Here is a 25,031-nt window from a genome sequence, read left to right on the forward strand (position 1 = left end):
ATTCAAGCCGCGGCTTTTTCCAGCCAGGCATCGACTTCACGCTCGACCCAGCGCGAGCATTTGTAGCCGAGCTTCCTTTGCGCGGGGAAATCGCCCCGCTCGATGAGAGCGTAAATGTGCGATCGCGAGAGCGATGTGCGCTCGATGACCTCGCCAATCTTGAGCAGGCGTTCTGCTTGTTTCGCGCTCATATGTTCTCCTGATCTTTCCACGCGGCCGTGACGCGCTCGACAGCGGTGGCGAAGTGTTTTGGGTTGCGTTCGATGCCAGTGAATATCTTGCCGTTGCGGATCGCGGCGACGCCGGTGCTGCCGGTTCCCATGAAGGGATCGATAACGGTGCGGCCGGTCAGGTTGCGCAGGATCTTGTCCATCACGTCGAGCGGCTTGACGGTCGGATGGCCGAAGACCTTTGCCGGCATCGTCCCCGACGAAACCCACCGATGCATGTCGTGGTGATCGCCGATGGGATGATAACCCTTGTTCCAAGCGTGAATGTAGGGTTCCACGTCTGCAAGGTAATGCTTGTTCCGCATGGGGCTGGGGTTCTTCTTGATCCAGCCCAGCAGGCAAAACCGCTGGTAGCGCCGGTTGATGTAGTCGAGCAGCTCCGGCAGCTGGTCGTTGTGGCAGAATACTACCAGGGCGCCCGCGAGTAGCGGGTTGATGATACCCATGTCGAAACCCTGATCGAGTTCCTCCTGGACGATCTGGTCGCTGGCGCCGCGTGCCTTACGGAAGGCTCCGCCGCCGCTGTTGTCGAAGCGGTACGGCGGATCCATGAACTCGGCTTCGAAGAAGCCGAGTTTTGGGCGGAGATGGTAGGCGTCGGCATGGTAGAGCGTGTGAGGACCGATCTGGACCATGCCGACGTCGCCGCTGGGGGCGCCGCAGTCGATGCCGACGAAGAGTGGTTGTTGCGGTGTCAGAATGGCCACGGGCCGTACTTTCTTTCATGCGCGCGCTCGGCGGCGAGGTTTTCCCGCTTCTTTCGAAGCAGGCGTTCACGCGGAGAGCGTAGCGATTTGTTCCACCAGAGGCGCAGTTCGCGGTCATTGTCGGGGTGAAACGCGTATAGTCTCAGCCGCACCCGAACATCGATCTTGAGCCAGTGAGTGCGGCAGATCATCGCATCGCGAAGTGAAAGCCCCGGGAACGATCGGCGCGTGTATTTTTGGGCCAAATAGGTCATGCTGCCTGGACCTCACTTTCCCGCTGTTCGAAAAACTCCGGCAGGTTCGCGCGCACGATTGCCTCGGCTACGCCCGGGCATACGCTGTTGCCGATCATGCGGATCTGTGCGGCCTTGCTAAGCGGCTTGCCGCTGGGTCCGATGGGATCGAGCACATAGTCATCGGGGAAGCCCTGGCACCGGGCCAGCTCGCGCGGCGTGAGCATCCGCATTCCTATGTCGACGATCACGTAGGTCTTGGCATCGATCGTCACCGTGACGACAGCGAAGCGCGGTAAAGCCGTGACCGAGTGCAGCGGCTCGTCGAGCGACTGACCATGCTGCGCTGCCCCATAGTATTTTATGAGGAAAGCTGCGACACGCGTTGCCTTCTCCATCAATTCGGGCGGCAGGTCGCCTTCCTCGAGAAGCGTGGTCTGCACGATACGCTGCTGAGAGCCTGAGACGGTGACGGTCGAGAGCGGCGCATCGGCGCTGCGGCCGGCGAGATTGTCGTTCCGTGGCCCCCCATTCGCCTGCTCGATATGCGCGTACACGACCGCTTGGTGCTGACCGCCTGCCGTGATGACCTTGGCCGGCACGTCGGTATCGCCGCCGCTGCCGGTGCGGTTGCTGCCTCTAAACTGCGAGAGAAACGCGGCAACGTCGGCGTGCTTGCCGCCACCCGCGACTATCGTGCCGAGAGGCGCGTCAGGATCGACCGCGCGCGGAGCCTGCCCCTTGCGTTCGCCATATCCGGTTTGCACTAGTGTAGCGCTGGCAAGGGCGAGCGGCTGTGCGCCTGCTGGACGCGCCGGGTTGCCGTTTGCAGTGATCGTAGGCATCGGGTGTCCGGCATCGCTCCCGATGGCGCCGCCGCGAAACTTCGTGATGTGCGGGACGATCTGCGCCTCTACCGCAGCGAACTCCCCTCCCTTGGCAGTCGTGATGGTGCGCAGCGGTTCATCGCTGGACCATGCTCGCTCCGGATTCCACCCACTGTTCGTAACCGGGACGAAGAACCGCTTCTCGGCATTTACGACATAGCGCATGGTGCCGTGTGCGATCCGGCGCATCGTCGCGTCCTTGAGCTGGCGCGGTCGGTCGAAGATCGACGGGCAGGGAATCGACCAGTCAAGGCACTCTCCCGCCGTGCGCCAACGCTTGAGCGTGCCGTTCTCGACCTCGGGCGTGCTGGGTTTGCCGTGGGTCTTTTCAGGCCACACGATAGGAAGGCCATCGAAGCGGATGACCATGTAGAGGCGCTTGCGGATCGTGGGGACGCCATACTCGTAGGCGATCAGTTCCTTGTACTCGAGACGGGCGCCGCGGCGCTTGATGCGGCGCACGAACAGGTCGAACTCTTCGCCCTCGCGGTCCTTGATGGGTTTGCCATGCTCGTCGAGCGGCCCCCACTTGCGGAACTCCTCGACGTTCTCCAGCGCAATGACACGGATCGCGGTCTTCGGATCGTGCCCGCGCCGCTCCCATTCCTTTTGCAGGCGCTCAATCCATTCCACGACCACCCAGGCGAGGTCGCGAATGCCCTTGTCTCGGGGCTTCCCGCCCTTGGCCTTGGAGTGATGCTTGCAGTCCGGCGAGAACCAAGCGAGGTCGATCTTCATCAACTCGCCGTCTACGGTGCAGGCATCCCGGCAATCGACCGCCCAAATCGACTGGCAGAAGTGCTTCGTCTCAGGGTGATTGGCGACGTGCATCGCGACCGCTTCGGGATCGTGGTTGATGGCAATGTCCACGGCGCGGCCGAGCGCGGCTTCGATGCCGGTGGATGCACCGCCGCCGCCGGCGAAGTTATCGACGATGAGGCCATTAGCCATGGTCGGTTTCCTTGTTGTTGGATGAAGCGAGCTGCTCGCGCTGGATATCGGCGCGGGCGCGTAGCTTGGCCGTCGCCTGGTTGAAGGTTTTCTCGTTGATCAGGTCATGCGTGTAGGCGGCCTCGAGGCAGAGGAGCAGGCGCTCCTCGTGCGTCTGGTTCGCCCAGTCCGTGGCCTGCTGCAGGAGGAAGGGTTTCATGCCTTGCCTCCCTGATCGAACCAGTCCGGCTTCGGGAAGCGATCGCTAAAGCGATATTCAACCGCTTGCTCAGAATCGAGTTGCCTCGCTTCGGGCCAATTGGTGAGAATCTCGGCCTCATTATCAGCGTAAGCGACAATGATGTGATAGTCGTCGCCCTCGCCCGACACCCAATACGGGTGTTTTATCGGCCACTTGACTGGCCGAGGATCGTCGACCGGTTGCTGGAAGCGACAGCGGATCATGCGCCACCTCCCCGAATGATGTCCGTGTCGACGGTCTCGACCTTGGTCGTGATGCCCATGTCTTCGGCAGGGCCATAGCCTTCGATGAAGGGCTTATAGTCGGCTATCAGGCCGCGTGCCTCGAGCTGGGCGATGTGTTCGGCATGCTCTTCGATGCTGTCGAACTGGAAGAAGCTGTCGCGAAACTCGGACATGAATGTTTCGTCGAACTTCGTCTCGTCGAGCTTTACGGTGACGACCTGGACGATCTCGATCTGGAAGGTCTTCATGCCGCACCGCCTTTGTGGGTGAGCCAATCAGACGGCAGGGGTTCCAGTTCAATTCGCTTTTCCGGCCCGCAATGGCTGGTGAGCGAGATGGCCACTTCTCGGGTATAAATACCGGCTTTCGTGGCGCGGGAGGTGTAGCCTGAAGCCTCTGGCCGCCAGTATGCATGGTGTTCGCCCGACCAGATGAGAACCAGATCTGATCGGTTTTCCACCGAGGTGTGTTCAGTCAACAGACGCGAGAGACGCTTGGGGAGGCGACGAAACGGCGCCGGGCGCTGAAATTCCATGCCAGATGCCTGCGCGAGTGCGATGGCGATTTGGCGAGCCCTAATCCGGCTTATCGACATGTTGAGGCCGGTTTCGGTAGCGCTGTTGGCCAAACGCAAAAGTACGGAGCGTTTCATGCGCCCATTTGGCTTGTCCCGGTGTCCGCAAGAGGCGACGGAAACTTCGTCGGCAGCCTGCCAGTTAATCCCGAAGAGGCGACCATTTTCCGGAAAGATGCTGGGCGACTTCATGCTGCACCACCTTCCGTGTAGCGGCCTTCGGCTCGCGCGATGAATTCTTTCATCATGGCAAGCATGTCGGCGCGCTCTCCGTTGGAGATGTAGTTGACGCGACCGTTGTCGATCTGGCCGAATTCGGCGATGAGCAAGACGAAGCCGATGCGCTTGGGCAGTCCGGGCAGGTTGAACGTCCCGTCCAAGGTATTGGCGATCGCGTTCATCTTTTCGCGGTGTTTTGCCTGAATGGCGGCATGGGTCATTGGCGGGGCACTCCTTGGTTGAAAGACTGATCGGCGGCCGGCTTCAGCTCGCGGTCGATGCGTTCGATCTCGGCGAGGCAGAGGGCGGCGGTCTGGATGGCTTTGCGGCGGGCGCGCTCGAGGTCGGCCGGGTTGCTCGAGCGGCAGCGGATGTCGGCTGCATCGAGCGCCAGGACGTGGGCGCGGCGCATCAGGTGGGCGGGCGGCGCCGCGTCGTCCGCATCGGGGGTGTGGCCGTAGCGCGTATGTTGGCGCAGGCGCTCTGCCAGAACGGCAAGGACCGATGCGGGAACTTCGGTTAGCGCCGGGATCTGGATGTCCATCAGCACGGTTCCTTTTGCATGAGGGCGTAGTCGACGCGGGACGGCGGCGGACCGCCCCAAGTCTCGGGGATGAGCTGGAAAGGCAGGCGCTCGAGCGTCATGACGGTGACGACGACAGCGCCGTTGGGCGCGAACTTGAGCAGGGCGCGGGCTCTCCCCATCCGAATGACGCGCGCGCCGAAGTCGGCCGCGCAGCGGACGGCGGGACCGGACAGGACTTCGAAAGCCTTGGCCGGGGTTCCGCCGAGGCATTCGCAGAAGCGATCTACGGCGAGATCGGAGACGAGGACCTGCACCATGGCGGCTACCGTGAGGCCGAGACGCGACTGGGCGCGAAAGACTGTCGATAGGCCCGCTGGTAGGCGCGCTCAGCCAGATCATCGTCTTCGGCGCGTTCCTCGGCAGTGAGGGCGCGCCTCATGCGAATGTCGTCCAGTTCCCGGCGTCGGCGCAGCTGGTCGGGAAGGGGGATGCGGCGATGGGGGCGGCGGGTCGGCTTGCTGATCATGCGCCGATCCACTTCACAACCTGGGCGATGACGCAGACCGCGCCAAGCGTGGCGGCGGTGCCAAGCAGGATAGGCAGAAAGACGCGCTCGGTGCGACGGGCAAACAGGCGCAGGGCTGCTTCGTCCATCATGGCAGGGACGCCTGCTTCGCCTTGCGCCTCGGCCTCTGCATCCCACTGCGCCTGCAGCGTGCGCAGATCCTCAATCGGGAAGGGCGCACTCACTGCACCGACTCCTGAGGAAGGTCGATCGCGTCGTCGGGGCAGTAAGCGTAGATGTCATCGCCGATCTGTTCGGTCGCCCAGCCTTCCGGGAGGGCAGGGGTGCGGCGATGCTCGACAGCGCCGCATGCGGTGCACTGGAAGGTGAACGGAGTGGCGAACGGCTTGATCGTCGGGCCTTTGGTGCGGGTTTGCTTTTCGGTGCGCATGGATAGTCTCCGGGCCGTCAGATGGCCGTCCAGGTGGTGAGGAGGTCGGGCAGCGCGCTGGCGGCCCAGAAAAGGGCGATCCATCCGGCCGTCGCGATCGCGACCAGGACTGCGAAGCTGAAGGCGCCGGGGTAGCGGGGCCTGTCCGGGTGGTTGGGCGCGCAGCATTCGCAGCTACAGTGCTGGGGGTGGATGATGATCTTGGACATCAGGCGGCACTCCTCATGGCGCTGGCGGCCTGATCGGCGCGCCAGGCGTGGTTGAGACGGGCGGTGTGGTGGATGGCCGGCTGCGCGGTGCCGTCGCCAAGGTGCCAGGCGAGGGCGCGTAGCAGCTGGTGCTGGTAGAGGTTGGCTTCGGTGCGCCGGCCGCGCGCCAGTTCGCCCTCGAGGCGTTCTGTTGCGAGGCGAACGGCAGCGATGCGGTTGGCGAGGGTATGTAGGCCGGGGGCTTCGCCTTCGCCGCTGATGATCCAGTGCCATTCAGCGGCGAGCTGGAGCCACGCGTCGAGATCGCGGCGCGCGTCGGCAGCTTCCATGCGACCGTCGCGCACGAGCTGCGGATAGGCCCGTTCGCGGCGAGCCACGGCAGAGCGGCACTGCTCGAGCAGTTCGTCCCAGTCATGACGGGAGGCCGGTGCGTCCTCGCTGCCATCTGGCCGCCAGTCGGGGCTTTGCCAGATGACAACGGGTTCGAAGGGATCATGCGCGCGCATCAGATCACCGCCTGTTCGGTGACAGGGCGCGTGAAGACCCAGCAATAGAGGTGCTTGCCCTTCGGGTTGTTGACCGTCTTCTGCGCGACGAACTTGCGTGTCTTGCTCGTCTTCAGATGGCGGCGCAGCTCGTCCTCGGTAGGCGGGGTCTGGCCGCGTTCGCGGCACCGCTCGAAGAACTGCGGCAGGCTGATCGCGATCTCGGTTTCCGGCTTGCGGCTGTTGTTGATCGGACGATCCGTGGCCTGCGATTCGGTTTCCGTTTCCTGCAGGTAGTCGAAGATCTGCCAGAACTTCTCGACCACCGGATGCTCGCTGGAAACGAGGCGCTGGCGCGTCTTGGTCATCTCGGCGATGTATTCGAGGCCAGCGCGGTGCAGACCGTCGCTGACAGGCAGGATGCAGCGCATCGCGGTGAGCGCTGCCGCGAGCTGGGCATGATTGCGCAGCAGGCGGATGTTGTTGACGCCGGTGGCGTTCTGCAGCTCGTCGAAGTAGCGGCTATAACACTCGCGCCAGATCTTCAGAAAATCGGCTTCGCGGCGCAGGGCGTGGAGCAGGAAGCCCGAGAGTTCTTCAACCGGCCAGCGTTCAAGCTTCTCTGCCGCCGCGCGCGTTTCGGGTGAGAAGCGCGACTTGTCGAAGTGGAGCGACATGATGCGTTCCAGCACTGCCGGGCTGGCGCTGACGGGATCGTTCTGGGCGATGATGATCGAGCCACGGAAGAGCGGCTCGAATGTCTCCATGCCGCCGTTCTTCACGCCCCGGCTGCGGGTGGCGCGGCCATTGTAGAGGCTCTTCAGCTCTTCCCATTCGAAGCGCTTGGAGTGAGGGACGCCTTCGGCGCGGTCGCCCTCGATCAGGACGACCGGCAGGTTGGACACCTTGCCGAAGTTGCGTGCGATCGCGGCGGTGGTCGCCTTGGTAGGGTCGAAGCCTTCGTAGTTCTCGCGTCCCGAGGCCTTCCACATGAATTCGAGGAGGGTGGACTTGCCGGTGCCGGGCAGGCCGGTGCCTTCGAGGAAGGGGAAGCTTTTGGTCTCGGCGCGGATCTGCTCGGCGAAGAGCGTCATCATCCAGTAGGCGACCACGACCAGGCCATTCATGTCGAAGGCCTCGATCACGATCGGGAACCAATCGGTCGGCACGACTTGCGCGTCGTATTCGATCTCGAGCAGGCGTTCGGTCGTGGCGAGCTTCAGGGCGCAGTCGCCGAAGTCGAAGAAGTCCTCGTCGTTGAGCCGGATGACGCGGCCACGGCGCACAGCGAAGTCGCCCAGGACATAGACGTCGCGCTTGCGGTCGTAGCCGGTGAATTCGAGCGTCTCGACCGTCTTGATGCGACGGGTCTGCTGTTCGACCAGGCGGTCCAGCTGATCGGTCGTTCCGCGCCACAGCGCGCCTGCGGCGACCGACATCATGCGCTTCTTGAAGTCACCGGCCGAGGTCATCGTGCCGCCGCTGAAATCGGCTTTCACCGCCGGGCGATCGACCGGGAAGTCGACGCGCAAGTAATAGGCGTTCTCGTTGGTCGCGGGGTTGCGCTGGAAATAGAGAGTGCGGAAGCTGGCATTGCAGATCCGCTCTATGGCGCCAGCCTGCTCGGCTGCTTCGGCCCGAAGCTCCTCCATGGGGCGGTCGGACCATTCCTGATTTTCGCGAAGCTCGGCGACGATCTCGTCCAGCTTCTTCGGGCTGAAGGTGGCCCAGTAAATTTCCGAGTTGAAGGTAAGGGGAAAGCTGTTGGACTGCTTGCGCTGCCAGAGCATCCACGCCTTTTCGAAGGCGTCTCCTGCGACCAGAATCTTGCCGTGGCTGCGATAGTCGTCGAGGTGCTTGGCGGTCAGCCGCTCGCGCACGAGCAGGTTGTTCCAGTCGAGCTTGTCGTCCTCTCCCTCGGGCCGGGGCTGCGCTGCCGATGCTGTCCAGCCTTCGTCGCGCGCCCGCTTCACGTACTTGCGGGTGTAGTCGGTCCCGGCCTTGCCCACATCGAAGGCGAAGATCAGGCGGGGCTGGTGCGTCGGGTACGCGCCATTGGCGATGGCCTTGCGCAGGGCATCGAGGAACTTGTCGGGATAGTTGTTGACCGACATCGCCGACACAGCGGCTAGGCCTGCGTCCTTCAGCTCATCGCCCCGGAAGGCCTGCGCAAGGGCGCAAGCATCGAAGATGCCCTCGGCGATCCAGATTTCTTTGGCGGCGGCCAGCTCGTCGATCGAGTTTGCGGGGTGCTGCCAGACCTGGCCGGAATAGGACGCACCGAACTTGAAGCGGGCCTTCTTGTCGAACCGGCCGGGCTGGTCGATCAGGCGTTCCCACCAGCTGCCGCCGGGCAGATCGAAGCGGACCGTTGCGCTGCCGATGCTGCGCTGGCGATCGAAGTAGTTCTCCTGCGTGTAGCTGCCGCGCAGCAGGCGCAGGTCAAGTCCGCGCGCATGGGAGAGGTAGGCATCGGCGGCAGCGTTAGGGTTCTGTTCGGTGACCTGATGCCGGTTCGACCAGTTGTCGAAAATCTCGGGGTAGAGTTCCTTGACCTCGCCTTCCCATCCGCAGCGGTTGGCGCGGCCGCAGCGCAGCACCCACGGCTTGCTGGCCGAGGTGAACAGCTCCTTCTTGTTGCACTGGGGGCAGCGGCCCTTCTGTAGCCAATCACCGCGCGGCTCGCCGAAGCCGTAGTCGCGCTTGATGTTGGTCAGGACCTCTGAGCGGATGTCGTCACGCATGGAAAATGAGAGCTTTCAGGCAAAGGGGGGGCGCGTCCGGAATCGCGTCCGGCTTCGGGTTCGGTGCTGGCGGGCATTGAGGGCGGGCTAGGTCAGCCTGCGATATTCTCGTTGTTCGCTTCTGGTGGCGGATCCGGATTGGCGTCGAACATGTCCGGTTGATCCGGATCCCGTTCGCGCATGGCGTCTAGGGCCTGCTGGCGGGTCATTTGCCGCAGCGGCAGGTTCACGCGGGGGTCGGGGATCGCGCTGGGGACGATCCCGTAATCGTATGACAGCGAGGCATGCCAGGTATGACCGCAGGCAATGTTGCTGCACTGGTAGTACATGTCGCGGTGCTGGCCGGTGACCTGCTTGCTGGAGCGGATCAGGCCACGCGCCGTGCAGTGCGGGCAGTAGAGCGGAGCGAAGCGGCCGGCATCGCCATCGGCGACGATCGGCTGCGTATTTGGTGGCTGAGCCTGCAAGTTTCCCCCCAAAGGCATCGATCAGGCTTCCTCTGCAGCGCCGTTTGCCGTGCCCATCATGCTAAGGCGAACGTGAAGCGCCTGGAGGGCCTCCATGCCTTCCTCGACCTCCGTGATGGCACGCATGCGGGTGGCGGGGTTCCTGGAGTTTGCGGCGGCCTCAAGCGCTGCCGAAATGGCCTCGCCCGTTTCCTTCGCGGCCTTACCTGAGAAATCGAGCAGCAGCGCCGCATGATCGACGTTGGAATCGGTCATCAGCTCCAGGCGCGCGGCATAGCACTCGAACAAGGGCGCGCCTTTGCCGCCGGCGCGGCGAAAGGCAGCGTCGAGGCGAATGGCATCCTGCAGGCTGATTTCGCGACCCGCATCCGGGTCGCTGAACTTGCGGACGGACCATTCGGACTTCTCGATCACCTCTGCGCAGCCGTCCCATCCCAAGAGATCGGCGATCCGGGAGAGGGCGCGGTACGGAGTAAGGGGGCGACGAATCTTGGTCATCGGGCTGCTCCCGCGCTGTCCAAATCAGAATGTTGATTGCCGTATCGGGGGCGGCGGTCGGCCCCTACGAACCGGGGGGCGGCGCGATGATCGACGCCGGACCAACGCGATTGAGGTGCAGGGGGCAGGTCAATTGGGTAAATGTCGGGGCGGAGATCATGACGGGAAATGCCGATTGCGGCCTCGACACGCAGGACAAATTCAGCGGGCATGCGCTTTGAACTCTGCAGCCATTTCCAGATGGCTGGCTGAGAAACGCCGCAGATTCGCGCGAGTTCGGATTGTGATCCTGCGGCCTCTACGGCTTTTTGGAGAGCTTCGAACGGTGTTGGTGCTGTGTCCATAACAGCGAAGTATCACCAATGTTATAGTTGGTCAATCACGAAACTTTGGTGGACAGTTATTCCTTTGGTTATAGGGTCCCGCCGTGGCTGAACTCGGCATTCGCATTCTCGAACGACTTGAAGCGACGGGCCTGTCGCAAACCGAGCTTGCGCGCCGCGTTGGGATCACGCAGCCAGCGATCAGCAACTTGATTAAGCGTGGATCCGGTGGTTCTAGCCATCTTCACAAGATTGCGAAGGAACTCGGAACAACAGCGGCCTACCTGACGGGGGAGACTGACGATCCCTCTGAAGGCGCGCTGCCAGCTCCAACGCCACAGATGATCGCCGAACAGCTCGGCATGACGCTGATTCCCGAGATAGACCTGCACTTTGCGCTGGGCGGCGGGAGTTTCGTGGATGGCCATGTCACGTCCAGCCTCGTGCCATATCGAACCGACTGGCTCGATCGTATCACACGCGGATCTCCTGCTCCTGCAGACGTGTTTCTGACGCGTGGCGACGGCGATTCGATGATGCCGACGATCCTTGACGACGACGATGTCGTCGTGAACCGGGCAGACCGTATCATCACGAAGCAGGATCGCATCTGGGCGCTGGGTTATGGTGACCTGGTCTCGATCAAGCGTGTGCGCCGACTTGCAAGCGGAGTGTTCCAGCTTTTGAGCGACAATGTGAATGTGTCGCCGATCGAGGCCTACGAAGACGAGCTGCGCGTGATCGGTCGTGTGATCTGGATCGGGCGCAGGATGTAAGCAAGTGAGTTTGCCTGCCATGTCCCTCGCCGTTGTCGGCGCGCGGCACCTCAACGCCGACAATTCGAACCGTCAGTTCGAAATCCTGATGTGCGAACCCGGCGAGCCGATCGACCTGATCCCCGAACCGACAAATACATTCGACCAGCGGGCGGTCGCAGTGTTTTCCTGCCGGGGCGTCCAGATCGGTTATCTGACAGCCGAGCGCTGTGGGCGCATCGGCCAACTAATCCGGGAAGGCCGGGAGGTGCAGGCCGTGTTCCAACGCCAGGCGCAATTCGGAGCTTGGATCCGCATAGCTTTTGACGGTGAGGTTCCCATTGTTTCGGTCGAGGAGCCGGTTGACGTCTCAGACAGGAATGAACCGGGAGGGGTCGATGCCGATCCTGACTTCTATCCCGATGAAGTCTGGCCAGACGATTGAGATAGCGGACCAGCCTTGCAGGAATTTAACTGCGATGTTCTGCGTCTCCAAACGAGGGTCGCGCAAACCCATTCTGGAGGGATTAGCTTGAGACTTCCAATTGCGACCACTTCTGCTCTTGCCGTAGCGGAAATTCTTGGCGGTTGTGGTGTGTTCACAGGTAAAGCCCGCCAAATGCATAGCGAATATTAAGATCGGATTAGGCTCGTAAGGAGTGCAAAGATTAGGCATGCAAGATTTCAAGAGATTGCGAGACATCGAGCGAACTAAGTTCGGGCATATTACAAAGCAAAACGACGTAAAAATTCAAGTTGGGGCGCGCGGCGCAAAGTTTGGTCCAGATTGGATCGCGATAGATTTATTCGATAAATCTACGATTATTGATCATAACTGGGATATTATGGATCTGCCGCTTGATGACGGGACAGTTGATTGCATCGTCTGCAACGCGGTTCTGGAACATGTTCCTTATCCCGACCTGGCCGTTTTCGAAATGCACCGAGTTTTAAAACCCGGCGGCAATATATGGGTCGAAGTGCCGTTCTTGCAGAGCGAGCACGGGCATCCTTTCGACTTCCAGCGTTGGACGCGAGAAGGTATTCGCATTTTGATGCAAGATTTCACCGAAATCAGTAGTGGCATTTCAGCGGGTGCGCAGCGTTGGTTTTCAGCCTTTGCTCAAACCGCATATGCTCATGCTCGGGCCAAAGCGCCAGACGTGCTGATCAAACGCGGCGAGGTCAGCCTTGAAAGGCTGACGGAGAAATGGACCAAGCCCATTGTGTATGACAGTGTGTATTTCTGGGGCGAAAAAAACCTCGTTATAGACGATTGCAAGAAAGCCTGGATGCTTCGACTAAAGGCCAAGTACAAAAATCGCGAAGTGCTAACGCCAGACTCCGCAGATGCAGCTTTTCCGCCCGCGGCTTAGGCGGCGTAGTCAAATTTCGCGTGCTCAAGGCAGGGGTGAAAGGCCCTCAATTCGAGAAGTCGATGCGCAGGAATATGTCGATTTTTCCAGCCTAGCCGACGTTGAGTTGATGGATTTTTACCCCGGCCCCAGGGGGGGTGCTGTTGGATCCCTCCCCCGGCGGTGTCATTCAGCCTTGCCGGCTGTTTCCATTGAAATTCTAGTCATTAGGCCGCGATCGCCCATGTCGTGATCGGCACTAGTGATAAGCCATTGCGTGCCATCAATCCCTGCCTTGAAGCCCGACACTGTGATCTTCACGCCCGGTGCCAAGCGGGGATCGCCATAGGCGAGCGTCAGATCCAGATTCGCGGCCGCGCGCTTGAGACGCTTCGATTCGGCTTCTGCTGCGGCTTTGGCGTCAGCCTCACTGCCGTACACCTTTTTGAGCCGCTTTCGGTTCGGTCCGCCGGTACTGACCGTCCTACGCGTTGCGCCGTCCTTGTCATGCCACTGGGCTTCGACGCCGTCTTGTTCCTTTTCGCGCGCGGCCCGACGCCAGGAGTGGCTCGAGCATTGCCCCCGGGTGATTGTCGATGCGGGGATCGTTGCCCCCGTGGCCGTGGTCGCCGCGCCGATCGGGGTGAAGATGAGCGCGCCGGCTTTCACAGTGGCGGTCGCATCATGGCGACGGGCAAGGTCGCGCAGGAACTGCATGTCGCTCTTGTTGCCCTGCTCGGCCGCCACGATCGCTTTGCCTGACAGGTCCGCATGGCAGCGGGGGGTGAGGCTGTGCCTCCCGGCAATCTCGGTGACGATGACGCCGATCGTCGTGTCCGCCCAGGTCTTGTTGCGCCGGTTACGGAAGCTGTTCTTCAGGTCGGCCGAGCGTGCGCGGATCGAGATGATATCGGGAGGGCCGCTGCAGTTTACCTCATCGACGGTGAAGCTGCCCTTTTCGACGAGGCCCGGCGTCACTTCGCTGCCGCGCTCCCAGCCCAGCTGGACCCGCAGGACCGCCCCTTCGGGCGGGATAGCGACCTTGCCGTCCGTGTCGTGCAGAACGATCTCCAGCTCATCAGCCTCTTCGCCGTTCCGTTCCGACAGGCGCAGCGAGATCAGACGCGGGGAGAGCTTGTCGGTCAGGTCTTCGCCGGAGAGCGTAACCTTCCACGCGGCCTTGGCCTGCATGTAGCTGGATCCGGCCATCAGCTGACCAGCGAGAGTTCGATCGTGAAGCCGGTTTGGCGCGGGCGGCCGTCGTCGATCAGGTTGGATTTGTCCTCGCTCAGCCGCTCGATTGTGTAGGTGCCGTAGATCTTGCCGCTGCCGTCGGCGAGCTGCCAGGCCTCTCCCGCGTCGGCCATTTCCGCAATCTTCTCGATTGCCGAGTAGGATCCCGCGATTTCCGGCACGAGCATGCCGGCAAGGGTGATCCGGTCCTCACCCGGGCCGGTGAATTGGCTGGCCGCGCGCGCGCCGAAGCGCGGCGTGCGTTCATGGCGCCAGTCACGATCGCGGCCGATACGATCGGGCAGCAGCGAGTTGGTTTCGAAGACGAACATGCCAAGTGCGGCGAGCATCAGAATTCATCCCCGTAGCTGCGCAGGTCCTTTTGCGCCTTGGCCCTTTCGACCAGGTCGAGGAGGCGCCGGGCGAGCGCCTCGGAGTCTTCGCCGGGTTGCTGGTGGACATGGATCTCGACCTTCCCTGTGGCGGCAGGGGCTGGCGTGCGGGCCGAGGCGGGGGGCGAGAAGGCGAGGGCGCCCGCACCCGCCACTGCACCGGCCATCTTGCCCACCGCCCGCATGGGCCTGCCCTGACCGCGCTCTATACCGATGCCGAGCCCGTCGTTGATGTGCCCGCCCATTTCCATGAACAGGCGCGAAGGGCTCTTGATGCCAAAGTAGTTCTTGAACGCTGTGACACCCGATTTGGCGATGCCGATCAGCTTGGCGACCAGGAGGGCAGGGTTGAGCGACATGAGCAGGCCCTGCATCATCATCGATCCGACGTTCTTCAGCCAGTCGGGCAAGGCGTTGAAGATGCCTTTGACGTTTGCCACGCCTTCGTCGAACTTCTGCACGATCGTGTCCCAGTGGGCGTAGATCTGGTAGCCGAGCGCGGCGATCGCGGCGACGCCCAGCGCGATCGCGATGGGTACGGCCGCGAAGGCACCGGCCACGACACCGAGAATGGGGGCAAGGGTGGCGATTGCCGAGGCGATGGCACCGAAGAAGATCAGGACCGGGCCTGCGACGGCAGCGATCATGCCTAGCACGACGGTGAACTTCTGGACCCCGGGCGATAGCGAACCGAACCACTGGGCCGCCGCCGTGCCCTTTTCGGCCAGCATGATCATCACATCCAGCAAGCCGGATTTGGCGAGCGCGATCTGCAGCTTCTGGGTCGCGTTGCCGAGCTGGATCTGCGCATCGGCATATTCCTTGAGGCCGGCTGCGTCGCCTTCGCTGATGACGGCCGCGTTCGCGCCCATCTCCTTCATCGCCGCGCCGTTGTTCGCCAGAAGCGGTGCAAGGGCGCTGGCCTCATCGCCGATGGCTTCAAGATAGAAGACCATTTCCTTCTGGCTGACCCCGGCCTTCACCAAGGAATCGTAGTAGAGCTGCAGCGATTGCGCTCCGGAGAGCTTGGCGAAGCTGTCTGTGGTTACGCCTACCTTGGGCGCGATGTTCTTGAAGAAGTCCGCGACTTCGCCGCCGCCCGTCGCCTTGAAGTCGCCGATCTTGTCCTGCGTGTCCTTGAGGATGTCGCCGTACTTGTCGAACTCGATGCCGACCGTGCGGGCCGCGTAGGCACCGCGCTGGAAGGCGTCGAAGGTGGTGCCGGCGACGGCGGCCGCGTTCTGCAGTTCCTTCGATCGCTGGGCGAGATTGCCGATCGAGCCGGTGAGCGCGACGACTGGCGCGGTGATGCCGACTGACATGATCGCACCAGCCTTGCCCGCGGCCGATGCGACCTTCGAGGCGCGGGTCTGGATATTGCTGATCCGCTCGAGCTTGGCCTTCTGCTTGTCGATCTCCCGATTGGTATTGGCGATCGCGTCGGACAGCGAGCGCTCAGCAATGACAAGGCCGTAGCTGGTGGAGCCTGACGAGAGCAGCTTGCGCACGCGCGCCAGCTCCTTCTCGTTCTCCTTCACTTCCTTGCGCATGTCGCGCATTGAGCGCGTGGCCCCTTTGCTGGTGCCGATGATGTTCTTGATCGACCCTGAGAGCTTGTCGACGCCCGTGAACTTCACGAAGAGGTTGAGCTTGTTGTCGGCCATGTCGTGTCACTCCACGCGGTTCATCGTGTTCCAGCGCTCGATCGCGAGGCCGCTCCACATGATCAGTTCTTCAAGATCCATCGCGAGCAGCTCGGAGAGCGGCCAATGGAAGATCGCAGCAACGTTCGCGATCAGCTCTTCCGTCAGCCCCCGAACGCTTTGGCCACCGCCGCCTTCATCGCCGCCGTCATAAAAAAACCCTTCACCGTGCCTGCGACCTCGATCAGGTCCTCGGTCTCGAGCTGGCCGACTTCGTCGCCGATCAGGGCAGGGCTGCTGATGCGCGGAATGAGAAGCATCAGCGCGTTGACGTCGGTAGCGAAGAGATCCTCGACCTTAAGGCCGCGCAGTTCGCCAGTCCTGGGCTTGCGCAGGGTCAGCTCGGTAATGTCGCCGCCCTTACGGGAGATCGGTTCGGAGAGCGTGATGGTGACGGTCTGGGGCGTTTTCGGTTCGGGGATATCGGTCTCAGCCATGGCGGGCGTCCTTATTTATCAGTGGGTGCGGGCAGGGGTTCTTCCTCCCGGTGTGCCCGCCAGACCACCGGGAGGAAGAGGGCTTACGTGCCGATGGCGGCACGGATCTCGGCGTAGCGGTCGACCCCGAAGACGGTGAAGACACCGGCGACGAAGTCGATCTCGATCCAGTCCACGCCATCGACGGTCAGCTTGTAGTAAGTGCAGGTGACCTTGAAGGTATGCTCGGTGTCGTCACCCGGCTTCGCGGTGCCCATGTCGATCTCGGAGATCTTGCCGCGCGTGACCGTTTCGAGGGCGACCACGGCTCCGGTGTTGTCGTCCTGGTAGGCCCCGGCAAAGCGGTTCTGCTGGGCGGCATAGCCCGGCGCGCCGAACTGGCGGAAGGCACCGGCAAGGATGCCGCCGACCTTGAATTCCAGCTCGAGCTTGTCGAGGCCCTGGTCGATCGGCGCCGGGCCGAGCATGCCGCCGCCTCGCCATTCCTCGAGCTTCAAGGTGAGCTTGGGGAGAGTCACTTCGCCTGCAACGCCGAGATAGCTCTCGCCATTGCCGAAGAGGTTCATGTTCTTGAGCTTGGAGGGGAAACCCATTGTCTTTCTCCTGCGGATCCGTCTTCAGGCGGGGGGCGATCAGGCAGCCAGTTCGGCGGCGAGGTCGGCGTAGTACTTGTCGGTGATGCGCTGATTGAGCGTCAGGCCCTCCAGCGGAGCGGCAGGGGTGAACTCGTAGTCGATCACCAGCTTGCCGGCAGCGAGATCGGCGTCGGAGTTGAGGGCCGGATCGAACCATGCCCTGCCGCCGATCAGGCGCCCGGCGGTGACCAGGCTGCGGACGCGCGCGTTGATCGTGTCGATCACGTCCTTGACCAGGAACTTGGTCAGCGGCTTGTCGCTGGCCCAGACGAGGCCCTGGGCGATCTCGTCCTGCAGGATCTGCGAGGTGCGCACGGCAGGCTCGAAGGCGAAGAGCGGTTCGTCCGAACAGGTGCGGTTGCCCCAGTAAACGAAGCCACCGGCGGGCGAGCGGACCAGCGTGACGATGTCAGCATCATTGAGCGCGGCGACGTCGGTGGTCTCGTCCTGGATATCGAAGAACAGGCTCTCCGAAATCCCGGTGACGCCGTTCACCGCGACGTTGCTGAGCGACTTGTGCCAGCCCGTATCCTCGTCGATCTGGGCGCGCAGGCCGAGCGCGCGGGCGACGGCATCGCCCGCAAAGGCGTTCGACCAGTTCGGCCAGATCAGGGTCAGTTCCCGGGCCGCGAAGTTCTCGCGGTAGGTGACGACATCCGCAATCGCATCGCCGACGCCTGCGGCATATACGCGGCCGCGCAGCTTCTTTGCGACCGTGGCAAGCGCGGTGGTGACGGCCTGCGTATCGAGGCCGGGCGCGCCGATCACGCGTGGGCGATAGCCGGTCTGAGCTTCGGCCGCGAGCAGGGCATAGAGGCCGGTGTAGGTTCCGGCGTTGCCGATGACGGCCGTGTCCTGGTCGAGATCGTCCTCGGCCACGCGCACGACGATCATGTACGGGCTGACCTGGTCGTAGATCGCTTCCAGCGCGGCGAGCAGCGTGCCGGTGGTCCCGGCTTTCGCCAGTGCAGCGCGCAGGTCGGTGATGAGGACCGGTGTGTCGAGCGGGAAGGTCACGGCGTCCGCGTCGTCGGCGGTGGCGATGAGGCCGATCACGCCGCTGGCGAGGGCCGCGATCGCGCGGGTGCCGGTGGTAAGGATGTTGGTCTTGATGCCGTGCATGGTGCGGCTCCTATCGGGTGAGCGGGATGGTCAGGCGGGTGAGAGCGTTTCCGGCAACGTCAGTGCGGTTGCCGGTGATCAGGACATTGGCCTGTCCGGAGAAGAGGTCGCCGTCGAAGGTGACCTGCTTGACCGCGATGCGTGGTTCCCAGCGGGAAAGGGCGGTGGCGATCGCCATGGTGCAAAGGAGCAGGGTGGCGCGGTTGGTAGGTCGGTCGAGCAGGTCGAAGAGCAGGCAGCCATAGTCGCGGCGCATCGCGCGGCTGCCGATCGGGGTCGTGAGAATGTCGCCGATCGACTGCACCAGGTGCTCGTCGCCCGAAAGCGCAGCGCCTGTATCGCGGGCCATGCCGGTCAGACTTTCGCCGCTCATACTGGCGTTCCGGACTGGCTGGCGCCCGACTGGACTCCGGCGTGCTTGTGGCCGGTCAGGCTTATCCCGCCCGCGACTACATCATCGCTGGCGGTGAGCTTGCCGGTGAGATTGATGTCGCCGATCACGTCGATCCCTCCATCGGAGGCGAGGACAGTGGTGGCGCCCGAAGGCAGCTGCAGCAGCAGCTCGTGCGCATCGGGATCGTAGGAGAGGCTCGCGCCGTCCTTGAAGCGGATCAAAGCGACCGGTTCGTCGATCGGCGCAGGGTTGGCAGTGCTGGGCAGGGCGCCCACGATGATGCCCGCGCCGATCTCGCCGCCGGGGCAGAGCAGGAGGGCCTGCTCGCCCACGCTCGGCGGCAGCCAGGCGCTGATCTCGCCCATGCGCGGCGCCAGCCAGGGCAGGGGAGGGCTTTCCACGCCTTCATCGATCGTGACCGTGCAGCGCGCGGCGGCAAGGTCGACCGAGGCGATCGTCACATAGCGCAGCAGCGCGTCGGGATCGGTAGGCGTGTCCTGTGGGGTTCGCATGGCAGCGAAAATGCCGATGCCGAGAAAACCCGCCACCCGCTGGGGTTGTAGGACGCCGCTTTCACAACGCGCACGGGTGGCAGAATAGCCGTGGGCTGGCCGATAGCTTGCCCCATGGTCGGATCCATCGCTTCCTCCCCCGCCGTCGATCTATCGGTGCTGCCCGCGCCGACGCTGGTCGATCAGCCCAGCTTCGAGACGCGCTTTGCCGCCAAGCTGGCGAGCCTGATAGCGCAGTACCCGGCGTTCTCCGCACTGTTGGAGAGCGACCCGGCGATGAAGTTGCTCGAGGCGGACAGCTACGATGAGCTGGTGCTGGCCCAGGCCTGCAACGATGCCGCGCGCGGGATGCTGCTGGCGTTTGCCAAGGGCAGCAACCTCGATCAGCTGGCAGCGCTTTACGATGTCCCGCGCCTCACGATCACTGAGGCGACCGAGACCGAGGCCGCCGTCATGGAAAGCGACAGTGCCTTTCGCCAGCGCATCCAGCTTGCCCCGCATAGCTTCTCGGTGGCCGGTCCCGAACTGGCCTACGTCTATCATGCCCGTTCGGCCCATGGCGACGTGGGCGATGCCACTGCCGTTTCGCCCACGCCTGGCGAAGTGGTCGTGACCGTGATGGCGCGCAGCGGTGATGGCGTCCCCTCGGCCGAGGTGCTCGAGGCGGTGGATACCGTGCTGCAGGGCGACGTCCGCCCGCTTACCGACCATGTCACGGTGCAGGCGGCCGAGCTGGTTGACTTCCCGATCGAGGCGCAGCTCTACGTCTTTGCCGGTCCCGACCAGGCGCTGATCCTGCAGACCGCGCAGGATGCGCTTGACGCGCATCTGGCTGAGGTACGCAAACTGGACCGCGACATCGCCCGCTCGGCGCTGATCGCCGCGCTTCACGTCGGCAACGTCCAGCGCGTCGAACTGATCCAGCCTCTGGCCGATATACCGATTTCCTCCTCGCAGGTCGGCAATCCGACGTCCGTCACCGTCTCGATCGCGGGGACCGAACTGTGAGCCTGCTTCCCACCAACGCCACGGCGGCTGAGCGTGCGCTTGAAGAGGCCATGCTCGCGAAGATCGATCTGTCGAAGGTCGGCAGGAGCTGGGATCCGGCAACCTGCCCTGCCCAAGACCTGCCCTTCCTCGCGTGGGGATTGGCAATCAGCCATTGGGACACGACCTGGACGGAAGCGGAAAAGCGTGCTGCCGTGGCCGGGGCGATCCCCTTTCACCAGATCAAGGGTACGCGCGCTGCGGTCGAGCAGGTTCTCGCCCGGTTCCATCCACTGCTCTCCATTGTCGAATGGTGGGAGACAAGCCCGGCCCGCGAACCACACACGTTCGAGGTACGTGCGAATTCGCTCGAGATTCCTGTCGATTTTCTGACACCGGAGACGGCTGACGCCATCATTCGCGACGTCGCCGCGGCCAAGCCGCTACGCGCGCACTTCGATTTCGTGCAGTCCCTGGAAGCGCAGGCAAAGATCTACATGGCCGCCGGCGGAATGGCCGGATCGCTTCACCGCGCTGACTACCACGCAGAACATGACACAAGCCGGGACTGGTCGCTCGTCCTGCAGACCGAAGACGGTGAGCCGATCCTGACCGAGGACGGGGCCGATTACCTGGAGACTGCCTGATGGACCCGCTTGTCCTGCAGCTTACCGACGCGGGCCTCGCTGCCGTGCAGGCCGCATCCGGATCCGACCCTACCGTCATCGCTGAGCTGGGGCTGACGGCTACGCCCTTCGACTTTGCGCCCACGCTCACGGCCCTGCCAGGCGAATTCAAGCGTTTGGATATCCAGTCCGGTCTTGCCGCTGCACCGAACATTGTTCATCTGACCGCTTACGACACCTCTGCTGAGGTGTGGGAAGCTACCGGCTTCGCGCTGTACCTGGATGACGGTACGCTCTTTGCTGCCTACACGCAGGAAACGCCGGTTCAGACAAAGGCTGGTCTGGCCTTCGCGCTATTTGTGCAAGATATCGTCTTTGCGTCGGACTTCGCCGGCAGCATCGCTTTCGGCGACGCGATATTCACATGGCCACCCGCCACGGAGGAGACCCGAGGCGTAGCCGAGATCGCCACCCAGGATGAAGTCGATGCTCAGGCGGATGATGAAAAGATCGTCACCCCGGCCAAACTGGGCGTGCGGCTTGATGCCCTGCTTGCCCCGATCAGCGCCGCCATTGCCGCCGAAGCGGTCACGAGGGAAGCGGATGACAGCACCTTGTCGGACGCGATCGACGCCCAGGCCAGTACCGCGACGTTCGCCGCGAAGGGTCATCTCGACATCCCGGTTCCCGCATTGGGCCAGACTTTCCGCGTGAACTGGGGAAAGAAGGATGTCGCGGCGAAGACGGCGACCACCGACAGTTTCGAGGCTCCATTTTCGATCTGCTACGGCGTCTTCCAGGGCGGCGGGACAACGGACGTGAATTCGTCCGAAACGATCCGCGCTTATCCGGCTGCTGGTGCCGCATCGCTCATTGAGTGCAACCTTACAAACGGAACCTCGGGCGTTCTCACTCTCCACTGGATTGCAATCGGATTGGCATCATAGCGCATGGCAAAGATTACGAATCTTGATCCCCTCGCGACTGAGGACGTGGACGGCACCGAGACCATGCCTGTGGTCAAGGGTGGCGTGACCCGGCGCACCGCAGCTGCGCCCTTCGTCGACAAGCTTGCGGGGCCTTACGTCGCCCTGTCCGAGGCCGCCGCGGCTCTGACCGCCTTTGCCAGTCAGGCGGAGGGCGAAGCCGCGACTGCGGAAGGTCAGGGTTTCGCCGTTTCGACCGTCACGCCGGGCATTGTCGAGGTCTACCTGCGCACAGCATCCGGATCGGACTTCGTCAGGACTGTCCTTAGCGGCGAGGCATTGGCAGCGGAGCAAGGCGCCGGCCGCATCGGATACGTTGGCAGGACCGTCGAAGCGAAGTTGAAGGAATCGCTCTCTGTTTGTGACAAGGGCGCGGTGAGCGGCGACACGGCGGGGAACCTACTGGCGGCGTTTCAGGCGGCGATCGATGAGCTTCCCTCGATCGGAGGGACTGTTGTCGTTCCGGATGGCGATTATTCCAATCTCGTCGCGGACAGTCTTTCGGTCGGTTCGAAAGCGGTAAGCTGGCGGCGCGACGGGGCAATTGTGCTTCCGGCGGGTATGCCTGGGGTAGTCCTGACCTCTGGCACGGTCAGCCTGCCAGAATCTTCGGTCCAGTCCAACCGGACTGTGCGGGTGCATGATTATCGCAAGATGGGCAACATTGCCGCCACGGCGAGCACTCGCCAATACGCGATCCATATCGAAGGCTACCTTGAACACGTTCCCGGGTCGCCGGCTGAACTCGAAGCGCGCGCCTATTCCTTCGATCTAGTTTCCAACCAAGGCTCGATCGTCGATGTTGTTCGCGGGATGAAGGGACGTGTCGCTGGGAACGGAGGAGATGGCAATTATCGCGCGATTTACGGTTTCGCCGAAAGCATTGATGGAAGTGACCACGATGGCTCACTGACTGGTGTTATCGGCACCGCTTACAAGAACAGCGGGAACTCCAACACTAACGGCGACAGCTTTGGCGTGCGCGGCCACGCAGATGCCGGATGCACCGGGATGTTCCAGGCGGCGGGTGCGAAGGCGGGCGAGGAATGTACGGTCTTTTTCGCCTACAGCGTGCGCACCGGGACCGGGCAACCGGCCAAGCCCACCGTAGCGCAGTATCAGGCACACGGTGGCGGTACCGGCCATATGTTCGCGGGCTATGTGTCGAACACTGATCTGACATTTGCCTTCATCGTTGATCGCCTAGCGCGAATGCTGGTCAAGTCGGCTTGCTCGGGGGCCGTTACGCTCGCGAATGACACGGTTTGGTCTTTCACGCCCCCGAACCCGACGGGCAACATGGACGTCTGGGTCGAACTGACGGCGCAGGCGTCTGGCGACTTCAACTATCGGGCAAACGCGTCGCCGCTGTGCACACCGCGCACGACTGTTCTCTCCGCAATCAGCTTCCAGACAGGCATCCCCACGGGCGCGACCGGCCCCGTAGACAAGATGAACGTATTCGTGGGGTCCGATGGGAAGATCTATTTCGAGAACAGGCTGGGTGCCGCGAAAACCATCAGTTTCTTCAACAAGTCGCGAAACGGCTAGGCAAGGGGTTTAGCATGAAAATCGAACAGACGGGCGAGAACGAATATCGTGTTGGCGGCATGTACAAAGTCGTCATGCCGGACCCGGATCACTCTGATGTCGACGTGCTCAACGTGCTGCTGACGCAGATGCACGAAGGGCGGCATGAATTTCATCCCACTCGGAAGATGGACGAGCGGCTCTGGTCGATTGAGGGCCAGATGGTGGCGCTGCCGCAGTTCCTGCCTGAAGACCAGGTGGATGAGGAGGGGGAGCGTATCCCGGCTCCGGACACCGAAGAATATGCAAGGCAGCTTCTCGCGGAAGCTCTTTCGATGCCTGACGCGGGCAATGAAATCTGATCGGTGCTGCCATGAAACTTGAAGACGTCGTTCTCTGGATCTGCTCGCTTTTGGCTAGCATGGCCATGGTGGGCGCCCGCTTGGGCTGGCTGCTCTATGGCGTGGCGCCGGAACCACCGGCAGACCCGGCCGCGCTGGGCCTGTGGGAACGCAAGCGGCGCTGGCTGATATTCTCTGAATTCTCGGCCCTGCCGGCGTTTGCAACCATCGCGGTGGGAGTCGGGAGGCTCAAGGGTTGGCCTGACTGGGGCGTAGTTATCTTCACCATGGTTCTGGGTGCGCTGGGGTTCGCTTTCGCCCTCGATGCCCTTCAGACCGTCTTCCGTCGCCGTCTCGGGTTGAGGGAAGATGGCAAGGACGGTGCCGCATGACCTGGCCATTCGTCCTGATCGTCTTGGTTTCCTGCGCTGGCGCTGCATTTGGTTATTGGCGTGCGCTTCACTTTCATGCCCGCGCCCGCGAGATCGACCCGCACTGCCCGCTGCTGCGCACCCATGCCTACACGCGACGGCCCACCCGAAAGGACTGACCCGATGCAACTGTCAGAACACTTCACGCTCGAGGAGATGGTCCGCTCGCAAACTGCTGCCCGCGTCGGCATCGACAATAGCCCGTCGCCTGAAGTCGTGGCTAACCTCAAGGCACTGTGCGTCCATGTCCTCGAACCGGTGCGGGCGCACTTCAACAGCCCGGTGATCGTGAGCAGCGGCTACCGCTGCCCGCAGCTCAACATTGCGATCGGCGGATCCAAGACGAGCCAGCACTGTAATGGCGAGGCGGCGGACTTTCGGGTTCTTGGCCAGTCAAACATCATCGTGTTCAAGTGGATCTGGCACAATCTAGATTACGATCAGCTCATCTATGAATTCGGCGAGAATGGCTGGATCCATGCCAGCTTCAACGCGCACCGCCAGCGTAACATGGAGCTGACTGCCGTTCGGCGCGGTGGGCGGGTGCAGTATTTGCCGGGCCTCGCGGCCTGATGCTGTTCGCTTGGATCGCTCGCTGCCTTGTTGGCCTGGGGCTTTCCCGAAGCGCAGGCACAAAGGCCGCTCCATGGATCGCGGGCTTCGCGCTCTGCCTGCTCGTTGTTGCCGTTTTCACGCTGGCTGTCAGCGCGATCCGGGCGGATGCCGTGAAGAAGGATCGCGCAGCCTCTGACCTCGAGGCGCTCCAAGGACAGGCCAAGGCCGACGCCCGTGCGGCCGATCAGCGGCTCAAGGATGACCGGGCGCAGCGCGCCCAGGAGGACGACTACCATGATGCAGTGGAACGCCCGGCTCCCGGGGACAGCGACGATGCTGGCGTGCGCCTTGCTTGTGAGCGGCTGCGTCACGACGGGCAGGATACGACCGCAATTCCCGCCTGCGGCGGACGTTGAGCAGTCTCAGCAGGCAAAGCCCCGCCCGACCACCGAGATCGCGACCGATGAGATCGCGCGAGAAGCCTACAACATCGAAGTCGAGGCATGGGGCGACCGGGTCCACGATGCGGCCGTGCGCTCCTGCCGCTGGATGAACGAGCGCGG

The 25,031-nt window shown here is 62.9% G+C and carries 41 protein-coding genes; 12 read left to right on the forward strand and 29 right to left on the reverse strand.

All coding sequences use genetic code 11. From position 1 onward, the window contains the following. Positions 1 to 2: 2 nt before the first annotated feature. The 20 genes from SPHV1_RS08885 to SPHV1_RS24365 all read right to left on the reverse strand — a co-directional run bounded on the left by SPHV1_RS08885 (position 3) and on the right by SPHV1_RS24365 (position 10,495). Positions 3 to 191: an AlpA family transcriptional regulator gene (locus SPHV1_RS08885; protein ID WP_054945670.1), complete on the reverse strand. Its 189-nt coding sequence runs from the start codon at positions 189 to 191 to the stop codon at positions 3 to 5. Further along, on the reverse strand, positions 188 to 937 hold the full coding sequence (locus tag SPHV1_RS08890) for a DNA methyltransferase (protein WP_231634598.1): 750 nt from the start codon (positions 935 to 937) through the stop codon (positions 188 to 190). The genes SPHV1_RS08885 and SPHV1_RS08890 overlap by 4 nt, the downstream gene beginning before the upstream one ends. Next, positions 925 to 1,191 (reverse strand): hypothetical protein, encoded by a 267-nt coding sequence (locus tag SPHV1_RS24915; RefSeq protein ID WP_156367289.1) that lies wholly within the window; start codon positions 1,189 to 1,191, stop codon positions 925 to 927. Before SPHV1_RS24915 ends, SPHV1_RS08890 begins: the two co-directional genes overlap by 13 nt. Then, positions 1,188 to 3,008 (reverse strand): DNA cytosine methyltransferase, encoded by a 1,821-nt coding sequence (locus SPHV1_RS08895; RefSeq protein ID WP_054945671.1) that lies wholly within the window; start codon positions 3,006 to 3,008, stop codon positions 1,188 to 1,190. Before SPHV1_RS08895 ends, SPHV1_RS24915 begins: the two co-directional genes overlap by 4 nt. After that, the gene (locus SPHV1_RS08900) at positions 3,001 to 3,207 is read right to left on the reverse strand and encodes a hypothetical protein (RefSeq protein WP_054945672.1); all 207 of its coding nucleotides are present in this window, start codon (positions 3,205 to 3,207) and stop codon (positions 3,001 to 3,003) included. Before SPHV1_RS08900 ends, SPHV1_RS08895 begins: the two co-directional genes overlap by 8 nt. Further along, on the reverse strand, positions 3,204 to 3,452 hold the full coding sequence (locus tag SPHV1_RS24920) for a hypothetical protein (RefSeq protein WP_156367290.1): 249 nt from the start codon (positions 3,450 to 3,452) through the stop codon (positions 3,204 to 3,206). Before SPHV1_RS24920 ends, SPHV1_RS08900 begins: the two co-directional genes overlap by 4 nt. Further along, positions 3,449 to 3,721, reverse strand: coding sequence for a hypothetical protein (locus SPHV1_RS08905; RefSeq protein WP_054945673.1), 273 nt, complete (start codon positions 3,719 to 3,721; stop codon positions 3,449 to 3,451). Before SPHV1_RS08905 ends, SPHV1_RS24920 begins: the two co-directional genes overlap by 4 nt. Beyond that, the gene (locus SPHV1_RS08910; RefSeq protein ID WP_054945674.1) at positions 3,718 to 4,239 is read right to left on the reverse strand and encodes a hypothetical protein; all 522 of its coding nucleotides are present in this window, start codon (positions 4,237 to 4,239) and stop codon (positions 3,718 to 3,720) included. The genes SPHV1_RS08905 and SPHV1_RS08910 overlap by 4 nt, the downstream gene beginning before the upstream one ends. After that, positions 4,236 to 4,487 carry a hypothetical protein gene (locus tag SPHV1_RS08915; protein WP_054945675.1) on the reverse strand — a complete coding sequence of 84 codons (252 nt, stop codon included), beginning with the start codon at positions 4,485 to 4,487 and terminating at the stop codon, positions 4,236 to 4,238. Before SPHV1_RS08915 ends, SPHV1_RS08910 begins: the two co-directional genes overlap by 4 nt. Further along, complete coding sequence (locus SPHV1_RS08920) at positions 4,484 to 4,810, reverse strand: hypothetical protein (RefSeq protein WP_054945676.1); 327 nt, start codon at positions 4,808 to 4,810, stop codon at positions 4,484 to 4,486. The genes SPHV1_RS08915 and SPHV1_RS08920 overlap by 4 nt, the downstream gene beginning before the upstream one ends. Beyond that, a complete protein-coding gene (locus SPHV1_RS08925) occupies positions 4,810 to 5,109 on the reverse strand; it encodes a hypothetical protein (RefSeq protein ID WP_054945677.1) in 300 nt (99 codons plus the stop codon). Before SPHV1_RS08925 ends, SPHV1_RS08920 begins: the two co-directional genes overlap by 1 nt. A gap of 5 nt (positions 5,110 to 5,114) precedes the next feature. Continuing rightward, positions 5,115 to 5,318, reverse strand: a complete 204-nt coding sequence (locus SPHV1_RS08930) for a hypothetical protein (RefSeq protein ID WP_054945678.1) — start codon at positions 5,316 to 5,318, stop codon at positions 5,115 to 5,117. After that, on the reverse strand, positions 5,315 to 5,542 hold the full coding sequence (locus SPHV1_RS08935; protein ID WP_054945679.1) for a hypothetical protein: 228 nt from the start codon (positions 5,540 to 5,542) through the stop codon (positions 5,315 to 5,317). Before SPHV1_RS08935 ends, SPHV1_RS08930 begins: the two co-directional genes overlap by 4 nt. Further along, positions 5,539 to 5,748, reverse strand: coding sequence for a hypothetical protein (locus tag SPHV1_RS08940; protein ID WP_054945680.1), 210 nt, complete (start codon positions 5,746 to 5,748; stop codon positions 5,539 to 5,541). The genes SPHV1_RS08935 and SPHV1_RS08940 overlap by 4 nt, the downstream gene beginning before the upstream one ends. A 17-nt stretch (positions 5,749 to 5,765) precedes the next feature. Further along, entirely contained in the window at positions 5,766 to 5,957 is a 192-nt protein-coding gene (locus tag SPHV1_RS08945; protein WP_054945681.1) for a hypothetical protein, read from the reverse strand. After that, positions 5,957 to 6,463, reverse strand: a complete 507-nt coding sequence (locus tag SPHV1_RS08950; RefSeq protein ID WP_054945682.1) for a hypothetical protein — start codon at positions 6,461 to 6,463, stop codon at positions 5,957 to 5,959. The genes SPHV1_RS08945 and SPHV1_RS08950 overlap by 1 nt, the downstream gene beginning before the upstream one ends. Beyond that, a complete protein-coding gene (locus SPHV1_RS08955; RefSeq protein ID WP_054945683.1) occupies positions 6,463 to 9,186 on the reverse strand; it encodes a toprim domain-containing protein in 2,724 nt (907 codons plus the stop codon). Before SPHV1_RS08955 ends, SPHV1_RS08950 begins: the two co-directional genes overlap by 1 nt. A 92-nt stretch (positions 9,187 to 9,278) precedes the next feature. After that, positions 9,279 to 9,671, reverse strand: coding sequence for an ogr/Delta-like zinc finger family protein (locus SPHV1_RS08960; protein ID WP_082430913.1), 393 nt, complete (start codon positions 9,669 to 9,671; stop codon positions 9,279 to 9,281). Positions 9,672 to 9,674: 3 nt separating this feature from the next. Then, entirely contained in the window at positions 9,675 to 10,151 is a 477-nt protein-coding gene (locus tag SPHV1_RS08965; protein WP_054945685.1) for a hypothetical protein, read from the reverse strand. Beyond that, positions 10,148 to 10,495 (reverse strand): YdaS family helix-turn-helix protein, encoded by a 348-nt coding sequence (locus tag SPHV1_RS24365; RefSeq protein ID WP_082430914.1) that lies wholly within the window; start codon positions 10,493 to 10,495, stop codon positions 10,148 to 10,150. Before SPHV1_RS24365 ends, SPHV1_RS08965 begins: the two co-directional genes overlap by 4 nt. Before the next feature lie 83 nt (positions 10,496 to 10,578). Here SPHV1_RS24365 and SPHV1_RS08975 point away from each other — a divergent pair, with 83 nt between their 5' ends. The 3 genes from SPHV1_RS08975 to SPHV1_RS08985 all read left to right on the forward strand — a co-directional run bounded on the left by SPHV1_RS08975 (position 10,579) and on the right by SPHV1_RS08985 (position 12,605). Next, on the forward strand, positions 10,579 to 11,250 hold the full coding sequence (locus SPHV1_RS08975) for a S24 family peptidase (RefSeq protein ID WP_054945687.1): 672 nt from the start codon (positions 10,579 to 10,581) through the stop codon (positions 11,248 to 11,250). Positions 11,251 to 11,254: 4 nt separating this feature from the next. Further along, positions 11,255 to 11,674 (forward strand): HIRAN domain-containing protein, encoded by a 420-nt coding sequence (locus SPHV1_RS08980; RefSeq protein ID WP_156367291.1) that lies wholly within the window; start codon positions 11,255 to 11,257, stop codon positions 11,672 to 11,674. A gap of 229 nt (positions 11,675 to 11,903) precedes the next feature. After that, a complete protein-coding gene (locus tag SPHV1_RS08985; protein ID WP_054945689.1) occupies positions 11,904 to 12,605 on the forward strand; it encodes a class I SAM-dependent methyltransferase in 702 nt (233 codons plus the stop codon). Between the two features lie 165 nt (positions 12,606 to 12,770). Here SPHV1_RS08985 and SPHV1_RS08990 read toward each other — a convergent pair whose 3' ends face one another. From SPHV1_RS08990 to SPHV1_RS09025, 9 genes are all read right to left on the reverse strand, one after another. After that, the gene (locus tag SPHV1_RS08990; protein WP_054945690.1) at positions 12,771 to 13,793 is read right to left on the reverse strand and encodes a contractile injection system protein, VgrG/Pvc8 family; all 1,023 of its coding nucleotides are present in this window, start codon (positions 13,791 to 13,793) and stop codon (positions 12,771 to 12,773) included. After that, complete coding sequence (locus SPHV1_RS08995) at positions 13,793 to 14,167, reverse strand: phage tail protein (protein ID WP_054945691.1); 375 nt, start codon at positions 14,165 to 14,167, stop codon at positions 13,793 to 13,795. Before SPHV1_RS08995 ends, SPHV1_RS08990 begins: the two co-directional genes overlap by 1 nt. Beyond that, positions 14,167 to 15,873: a hypothetical protein gene (locus SPHV1_RS09000; RefSeq protein WP_054945692.1), complete on the reverse strand. Its 1,707-nt coding sequence runs from the start codon at positions 15,871 to 15,873 to the stop codon at positions 14,167 to 14,169. Before SPHV1_RS09000 ends, SPHV1_RS08995 begins: the two co-directional genes overlap by 1 nt. 6 nt (positions 15,874 to 15,879) lie before the next feature. Continuing rightward, on the reverse strand, positions 15,880 to 16,020 hold the full coding sequence (locus SPHV1_RS25970) for a GpE family phage tail protein (RefSeq protein WP_369817887.1): 141 nt from the start codon (positions 16,018 to 16,020) through the stop codon (positions 15,880 to 15,882). Then, entirely contained in the window at positions 16,017 to 16,349 is a 333-nt protein-coding gene (locus SPHV1_RS09005) for a phage tail assembly protein (protein WP_054945693.1), read from the reverse strand. The genes SPHV1_RS25970 and SPHV1_RS09005 overlap by 4 nt, the downstream gene beginning before the upstream one ends. Before the next feature lie 83 nt (positions 16,350 to 16,432). Beyond that, positions 16,433 to 16,942 (reverse strand): phage major tail tube protein, encoded by a 510-nt coding sequence (locus SPHV1_RS09010; RefSeq protein WP_054945694.1) that lies wholly within the window; start codon positions 16,940 to 16,942, stop codon positions 16,433 to 16,435. A 39-nt stretch (positions 16,943 to 16,981) separates the two neighbouring features. After that, on the reverse strand, positions 16,982 to 18,106 hold the full coding sequence (locus tag SPHV1_RS09015) for a phage tail sheath subtilisin-like domain-containing protein (RefSeq protein ID WP_054945695.1): 1,125 nt from the start codon (positions 18,104 to 18,106) through the stop codon (positions 16,982 to 16,984). Positions 18,107 to 18,116: 10 nt separating this feature from the next. Then, on the reverse strand, positions 18,117 to 18,479 hold the full coding sequence (locus SPHV1_RS09020) for a GPW/gp25 family protein (RefSeq protein WP_054945696.1): 363 nt from the start codon (positions 18,477 to 18,479) through the stop codon (positions 18,117 to 18,119). Continuing rightward, entirely contained in the window at positions 18,476 to 19,012 is a 537-nt protein-coding gene (locus SPHV1_RS09025) for a phage baseplate assembly protein V (RefSeq protein WP_082430925.1), read from the reverse strand. The genes SPHV1_RS09020 and SPHV1_RS09025 overlap by 4 nt, the downstream gene beginning before the upstream one ends. Positions 19,013 to 19,126: 114 nt before the next feature. Here SPHV1_RS09025 and SPHV1_RS09030 point away from each other — a divergent pair, with 114 nt between their 5' ends. From SPHV1_RS09030 to SPHV1_RS09065, 9 genes are read left to right on the forward strand one after another with little or no spacing between them, the layout of a single operon-like run. Next, positions 19,127 to 20,020 (forward strand): baseplate J/gp47 family protein, encoded by an 894-nt coding sequence (locus tag SPHV1_RS09030; protein WP_054945698.1) that lies wholly within the window; start codon positions 19,127 to 19,129, stop codon positions 20,018 to 20,020. After that, positions 20,017 to 20,646: a phage tail protein I gene (locus tag SPHV1_RS09035; protein ID WP_054945699.1), complete on the forward strand. Its 630-nt coding sequence runs from the start codon at positions 20,017 to 20,019 to the stop codon at positions 20,644 to 20,646. The genes SPHV1_RS09030 and SPHV1_RS09035 overlap by 4 nt, the downstream gene beginning before the upstream one ends. 44 nt (positions 20,647 to 20,690) lie before the next feature. Next, positions 20,691 to 21,572: a hypothetical protein gene (locus tag SPHV1_RS09040; protein ID WP_156367292.1), complete on the forward strand. Its 882-nt coding sequence runs from the start codon at positions 20,691 to 20,693 to the stop codon at positions 21,570 to 21,572. 3 nt (positions 21,573 to 21,575) lie between these two features. Continuing rightward, a complete protein-coding gene (locus tag SPHV1_RS09045; protein ID WP_054945701.1) occupies positions 21,576 to 23,162 on the forward strand; it encodes a hypothetical protein in 1,587 nt (528 codons plus the stop codon). Between the two features lie 14 nt (positions 23,163 to 23,176). Then, complete coding sequence (locus SPHV1_RS09050; RefSeq protein WP_054945702.1) at positions 23,177 to 23,503, forward strand: hypothetical protein; 327 nt, start codon at positions 23,177 to 23,179, stop codon at positions 23,501 to 23,503. An 11-nt stretch (positions 23,504 to 23,514) separates the two neighbouring features. After that, positions 23,515 to 23,874 (forward strand): hypothetical protein, encoded by a 360-nt coding sequence (locus SPHV1_RS09055; protein WP_054945703.1) that lies wholly within the window; start codon positions 23,515 to 23,517, stop codon positions 23,872 to 23,874. After that, positions 23,871 to 24,032 (forward strand): hypothetical protein, encoded by a 162-nt coding sequence (locus tag SPHV1_RS24925; protein ID WP_156367293.1) that lies wholly within the window; start codon positions 23,871 to 23,873, stop codon positions 24,030 to 24,032. The genes SPHV1_RS09055 and SPHV1_RS24925 overlap by 4 nt, the downstream gene beginning before the upstream one ends. Before the next feature lie 4 nt (positions 24,033 to 24,036). Next, complete coding sequence (locus tag SPHV1_RS09060; protein WP_054945704.1) at positions 24,037 to 24,486, forward strand: D-Ala-D-Ala carboxypeptidase family metallohydrolase; 450 nt, start codon at positions 24,037 to 24,039, stop codon at positions 24,484 to 24,486. After that, a complete protein-coding gene (locus SPHV1_RS09065) occupies positions 24,486 to 24,884 on the forward strand; it encodes a hypothetical protein (protein ID WP_054945705.1) in 399 nt (132 codons plus the stop codon). The genes SPHV1_RS09060 and SPHV1_RS09065 overlap by 1 nt, the downstream gene beginning before the upstream one ends. Positions 24,885 to 25,031: the final 147 nt, after the last annotated feature.

Origin of the sequence: Novosphingobium sp. KN65.2, assembly GCF_001368935.1 — a bacterium.
Lineage (GTDB): Bacteria > Pseudomonadota > Alphaproteobacteria > Sphingomonadales > Sphingomonadaceae > Novosphingobium > Novosphingobium mathurense.